4 protein-coding genes and 1 pseudogene are annotated in these 6335 nt (G+C 40.6%); 3 read left to right on the forward strand and 2 right to left on the reverse strand.

Features of this window, described 5'->3' with window-relative positions:
• Window positions 1-34: 34 nt before the first annotated feature.
• Genes AB5935_RS18065 through AB5935_RS18075 form a run of 3 tightly spaced genes read left to right on the forward strand, consistent with a single transcriptional unit; the run spans window position 35 to window position 3810 of the window.
• On the forward strand, window positions 35-1402 hold the full coding sequence (locus AB5935_RS18065; RefSeq protein WP_007831242.1) for an SGNH/GDSL hydrolase family protein: 1368 nt from the start codon (window positions 35-37) through the stop codon (window positions 1400-1402).
• On the forward strand, window positions 1389-2351 hold the full coding sequence (locus tag AB5935_RS18070; protein WP_007831243.1) for an SGNH/GDSL hydrolase family protein: 963 nt from the start codon (window positions 1389-1391) through the stop codon (window positions 2349-2351). Before AB5935_RS18065 ends, AB5935_RS18070 begins: the two co-directional genes overlap by 14 nt.
• Window positions 2329-3810: an MBOAT family O-acyltransferase gene (locus AB5935_RS18075; protein WP_007855760.1), complete on the forward strand. Its 1482-nt coding sequence runs from the start codon at window positions 2329-2331 to the stop codon at window positions 3808-3810. Before AB5935_RS18070 ends, AB5935_RS18075 begins: the two co-directional genes overlap by 23 nt.
• Before the next feature lie 59 nt (window positions 3811-3869).
• On the opposite strand, the pseudogene AB5935_RS18080 reads toward AB5935_RS18075, so the two are convergent.
• Together AB5935_RS18080 and AB5935_RS18085 are read right to left on the reverse strand one after the other, a co-directional pair.
• Window positions 3870-4396 (reverse strand): annotated as a pseudogene (locus AB5935_RS18080) (acyltransferase).
• A gap of 33 nt (window positions 4397-4429) precedes the next feature.
• Window positions 4430-4618: a hypothetical protein gene (locus AB5935_RS18085; RefSeq protein WP_227191564.1), complete on the reverse strand. Its 189-nt coding sequence runs from the start codon at window positions 4616-4618 to the stop codon at window positions 4430-4432.
• Between the last annotated feature and the right edge of the window lie 1717 nt (window positions 4619-6335).

Raw genomic sequence — 6335 nt, forward strand, 5'->3', positions numbered from 1 at the left:
ACTACTTTTGCGGTTAATTTACAAATATAGCAATATGAAAAACTATATACCGGCTACTTTTCTTCTCACTTTTATCGTAGTAGGAGCGTTAATGGGGCTGTATTTCCTTCCCCCCATGTCGGTGGGAGGCAAACCGTTGCGCAAGGTGGACCTGTTGGCTGATATCCGTCCGGATGTGGAAGAAGAAGTATGTGATTCCGACACCATTGTTCTTCCTCCTCCTGTAAAACCTATTTTTGTGGATACATGTAAAACGGGTATTACTTGTATTGAGGATTATTCGGATTCCACCATGCGGGGAATGAAACATTTTTATGAGGCACTTTCCAAAGTGAAAACCATGAAACGCCCTGTACGCATCGCTTACTTCGGTGATTCTTTTATAGAAGCTGATATTTTTACTGCCGATTTGCGCGAAATGCTTCAACAAGAATTTGGTGGGTGCGGAGTGGGATATGTTCCTGTAACCTCTTCCATCAGCGGTTACCGTCCTACGGTACGCCATACTTTTGGGGGATGGAGCAGTCATTCATCCAATGACTCTGTTGGTTTTGATAAAATACAGCAAGATATTTCCGGACATTATTTTTTCCCTCGTGAAGGTGCTTATGTGCAGTTAAAAGGACAGAGTAAATATGCTTCCCGACTGGATACCTGTGAGGTTTCTACTTTTTATTTCCTAAATAAAGGTTTTGCCGCTGTCCGTTCTAAAGTGAATAATGCTGCGGAAGGAGAGTTGCATGAGGAAGTAGGAACAGGAGGTGTGCAGGCTGTTTCGGTGAAAGGAAGGATAGGACAAGTACGGTGGAGTGTGGAACATGCTGATTCTGCTACTTTCTATGGAGTGGCTATGGATGGCAAGCAGGGAATATCTTTGGATAATTTTAGCGTACGTGGTAGCAGTGGGCTTCATTTACGTAGTATTCCTTTACATACGCTTCGCGATTTCCAACGTCTTCGTCCATACGATTTGATTGTGGTCCAATATGGTTTGAATGTGGCTACGGAACGAGGCGTAAAATACGATGGCTATAAGAAAGGGATGCTTACGGTGATAGAGCATTTGAAGACAGCTTTTCCTGAAACCAGCATTTTACTGGTCAGTGTGGGTGACCGTGAATATAAAAACGAGAATGGAGATCTCCGCACCATGCCCGGAGTCAAGAATCTTATCCGTTATCAACAGTCCATTGCGGCTGATAGCCATATCGCTTTTTGGAATATGTATGAGGCAATGGGAGGTCAAGGAAGCATTGTCGATATGATCGGGCAAAAAATGGCGAATCTTGATTATACCCATATCAATTTTAAGGGAGGCAGGCATTTGGCAGGTATCTTATTTGAAACATTGATGTATGGCAAAGAGCAATACGAAAAGCGGAAAGCCTATGAGGAGGAATAACAGATTTCTTGGTCTGTCCGGTGTAGCAATGGTATTGTTTTTGTTCTTGCTGTTTCCATGTCTTTATGCCCAGGATGCTATTCCGGCATTGTCCCGACCGTTGGAGCCGCTTCGCATACCCGGTGAAACAAAGGAAATGCATCGTGGTATGCGGCTGATAACAGTACATGATTCACTTCCGGCGAGTTTTACTCATTCTTTAGATAATGTGATAGAAGATGAGAGCCGTTCGCTTTCTCCTTTCTTTCAAAAACTGAATGATATGACGGGACCGGTACGGATAGTCCATATAGGTGATTCTCATGTGCGGGGGCATCTTTATCCATTAATAACCCGTCGTTGTCTGGAACATGATTTTGGTGCTGAGGCTGTTTATCCTGATACCATTTCATATCGTACCGAAGGGTTGGCACATGAGACGGGCGAACCGGGTATTGTTTATCATATGCTTGGCATTAATGGAGCTACTTCTGTTACTTTCTCTGACGATGAAAAAATAAAAAAAATAGCTTCTTTGCATCCTGATCTGATTATTGTTTCTTTTGGAACCAATGAGGCACATAGCCGCCGTTATCTGGCTCAGGCTCACAAAATGCAGATAGGCAGACTGTTGGGTATGTTGAAAGCTGCCTGTCCTGAAGCGTTTTTTTTACTTACTACACCTCCCGGAGCATATGTGGGACGTCGTCGTGCACGTACTATTAATCCGAGAACCGTAACGGCTGCACGTATTATAAAGGAGTATGCACAAGAGCATAAAATGGCAGTTTGGGATATGTATAATATAGTAGGAGGAAAGACAGATGCTTGTCGTAACTGGACGAAGCACCACATGTTTCGTGCGGATGGCATTCATTTCACTCCCGATGGATATCGTTTACAAGGTAATTTATTACATCAGGCACTGATTAAAGCGTATAATGAATATGTGGCAACTGGATTGGAGTAAACTGGCTGAAGTATTGACTTATAATGCCAAGCAACCGATGATTTTTAGCAGCGGCTTGTTTTTGTTTCTGTTTTTGGGCTTTAGCCTGATTTATATGTTATTGCAGAAACAGGATACGGCACGCATCCTGTTTGTAACGCTGTTTTCTTATTATTTCTATTATAAGAGTAGCGGTTTTTATTTTTTCTTGCTGGGGGTGGTGACAGTGACGGATTTCTTGCTGGCAGGGCGTATGGCGCATACCGAAACTCAATGGAAACGGATGTTTTTGCTGCTGGCAAGTCTGGGAATAAATTTAGGATTGCTCTGTTATTTCAAGTATACCAATTTCTTTTATCAGATGCTGGCTCCTTTGTGGAATGGTAAATTCCAGCCGTTGGATATTTTCTTGCCGGTGGGGATATCGTTCTTCACTTTCCAGTCTTTAAGTTATACCATAGATGTTTACCGTCGTGAATTGGTTCCTTTGAACAGGTTGTTGGATTATACATTTTATGTGTCTTTTTTTCCACAGCTGGTAGCGGGTCCTATTGTACGTGCCCGCGATTTTATTCCTCAAATCAGGCAACCGCTGTTTGTTTCCTCGGAGATGTTTGGTACCGGTGTTTTCTTTATCATCAGCGGATTATTCAAGAAAGCTGTAATCTCCGATTATATCAGTGTAAATTTTGTGGAACGTATTTTTGATAATCCGGCTCTTTATTCCGGGGTTGAGAATTTGTTTGGTGTATATGGGTATGCTTTACAGATTTATTGTGACTTTTCCGGATATAGTGATATGGCTATCGGGCTTGCTTTGCTGTTGGGCTTCCGTTTTCCTATGAACTTTAATTCGCCTTATAAAGCCGATAGTATAACCGATTTTTGGCATCGTTGGCATATCTCTCTTTCTACATGGTTGCGAGATTATCTTTATATCTCATTGGGGGGAAACCGCAAGGGGAAGGCCCGTACTTATATTAATTTGTGCCTTACTATGTTGTTAGGTGGTTTGTGGCATGGCGCATCTTGGAATTTTGTGATATGGGGAGGATTTCATGGAATAGCACTGGCTGCACAGAAATTCTGGCGTAACTTGCTGCATAAGCCTAAGACGGCCACTAGTAAGGGCATTCGTAAATTTTTTGCAGTTCTTATTACTTTCAATTTTGTTTGTTTCTGCTGGATATTTTTCCGTAATACGACTTTTGAAGCTTCGGTTGTTATGCTGAAGCAGATATTTACAGCTTTTCATCCCGAGGTATTCATGCAGCTGATAGAAGGTTATTGGAAAGTGTTTGTTTTGATGGGAATAGGGTATTTGCTACATTTTGCTCCTGATAGTTGGCAGGATGCGTGTTGTCGTGGAGTTGTAAAATTACCTTTATTGGGAAAGGCATTATTGTTGGTAGTACTGATTTATTTGGTTATCCAGATAAAGAGCAGTGATATTCAGCCGTTTATTTATTTCCAGTTCTAACGGAATAGTTATCAATGGGGTGTCTGAAAAGATATCTAGTCAGACACCCTAAAATACGATTATAGTAAGTATTTATTGATATATCTACGATCCCAATTTATACCTCTCTTTATAATTTTTGCAGGGATGCCTGCTAATATTATATTCGGTTCGTGGAATACTTTTGTTACAATACTTCCCCAACCCACAATACTGTCATCGGGTATTTTTGTATTTTTACCAATCTTTACATCTTTTCCTACCCATACATATTTGCCAATTTCTATACTTTGAGCAAATTAATCGGTTTTCCCTTTAAATTTGTTATAGTATGTGCGTCGGTACACCAAATACCAATGCCCCAGCTTAATTAACCGTGTTACTGTTTCCTTTGATAATCAACAGAAAATATTCATTAAAAAGTAGTTTTTCAACATTCTCTTCTGAATCGAAATGCATGGAAACATGATTGTTGTTTCCTGTAATTATGATGTTGGATCGATTGATGATTTGATTGAATTGTTCATGATGGGAGGATGCACAATCTATTTTTGTCATGTGGTAAAATAATTGTAATTTCATTGCCTTGACCATTGATATTTTTCATCTCATTCTAATTTAATAGTTTATACAACTTCTTTTATTTTATATTTGAAGAATATTCTTGTATTATCGTGTTGGTTAGTTTAGAGAATATTTCTGGAGATAGTAAATAAAAAGGAGTGTCTTCTTTTTCTTTTTTAAAGCGTATAAATAGATGTTTGATGTCTCGGGCTTCCGGATATTCATAAGCTTCTATTCTTTCTATATGTATTCCTTCCTGTTCCAATAGTTTTAATATGTGTCTCCATTGTTGCTTGGATAGAAATCGGCATACATCATATAAGGAGAGGGGTGTTCCGTCCGAAGCTGTTATGATAGTAGAAGTTATATTCATTTTGATGATTTGATGAGGACAAATATAGCAATAAAAAATTATATAGTTTATTGGAGCATTGACTAAATGCTAGAATATTATTTATTTTCAGTTCCCTTTATGATATAAAGCGGGGATGAAACTTGCAAACTTGCAAAACTTGCAGCACTTCCACACCCACACACGTGCGCGTACATTATAATGTGGAAAAATGAGAGGGTACAAGGAGGGTATGACAAGCAACGGTGGAGGAGGACAAACGGACGATGCAGGGGAGAGCTGAAATGGAGGAAAGTATGACGGGACACAGAAGGTGGAGCGGGGGAAAAGGGAGAGATGTGACAGGATTTTTGGTGGAAAGAGGTGGGACCGTATAAGGAGAAAAAAGGAAAGTGGAAGACAGAAACCGGAATCGGACAGACACAGGTGGCAAAGGGATGACTGTCCGAACCTTCAGCAGGTATCTGTACAGACCGGAGACTTCCGCCAATCATGCTGGTACAGCTTGCATAATTCCGTGGAGAACAAGCTGTCGGCATGCAGAATAACGCGCTATCAATCTAAATGGAACACGTTACTAACGTGCAGACCTGTATGTTAGTAACGTATAGGGCCACACGTTACTAACTTTACGGAACACACGTTACTAACCCTTCGGAGCACATGAACTGTATGAAGACACACGGCACGACATCCCGTTTCCGAGGCACTGTCCTGTCAGAAGACCTGCCGCCTGCTGTTCTCCAGCCGGCATTGGCTGTAGTAATGGCCTTTTAAAGGAATCTCCTCATCAAGACGCATATATTTCACAAAAGAGAAAAAACGTGAACAAGAAAACAGGAGGGAGATCAGGTCATTCACAGATCACAATAAAGAAATAGAGTGGAATTTTGGAACATATTATTTTGTTGCATTATTAATGTACGCGCACGTGTGTGGGTGTGGAAGTGCTGCAAGTTTTGCAAGTTTGCAAGTTTGCCTTCCGTTTTTTTCTTTTTCCGTTTTTTCCGGCTTTTGTTTGCGTATTCGTTTTTTCTTTTTCCGTTTTTGTTTACGCGCGTGCGAATATTATAATGTGTCTGTCTTTTTTCTCTCGTGTCCTCCGTTATAAAAACCTTCTTTGTAACACATCTGTGATTCAGCGTATTACAAAAAAGTTTCAGGGAATCCGGATAATTTGTCTTGTGAAAGTTTGCCTGTTAGCGTTAAAAGGTCTACTTTTGCACCCGCAATCGAGAGAGATGCGGCACTTCAGACAGTGTTACTGACTTGGTGAAACAAACGTGGGAGATTTCCTTGATAGTGATCTGCACCTGGTATCTTACCTTAGCGGGGCTAAGGGAGCGAGAACGGATAAGACCCTGGGAGGATGGATGGTCCGCCTTTTATGGAAGTTTCGAAAAAAAACTTTTTCAAAAAAAACTTTCGAAAACATTTGGTGGTTACGATAAAATCTCTTACCTTTGCATCCGCTTTCGGAAACGATGGCAAACAGGAATAGGAGTTCTTTGAAAGATTTAAGATAAACAAACAAGTAGTACAAGCCGGTGCACCGTATATATAATATGGTGTACGGAAAAACAAGAACCGTCAATATTTTTATTGTATTGATAGATTTGGAGTCCTTGAG

The organism is Phocaeicola sp. RTP21198st1_B8_RTP21198_201120 (assembly GCF_040929485.1).
Classification (GTDB): Bacteria; Bacteroidota; Bacteroidia; order Bacteroidales; family Bacteroidaceae; genus Phocaeicola; species Phocaeicola dorei.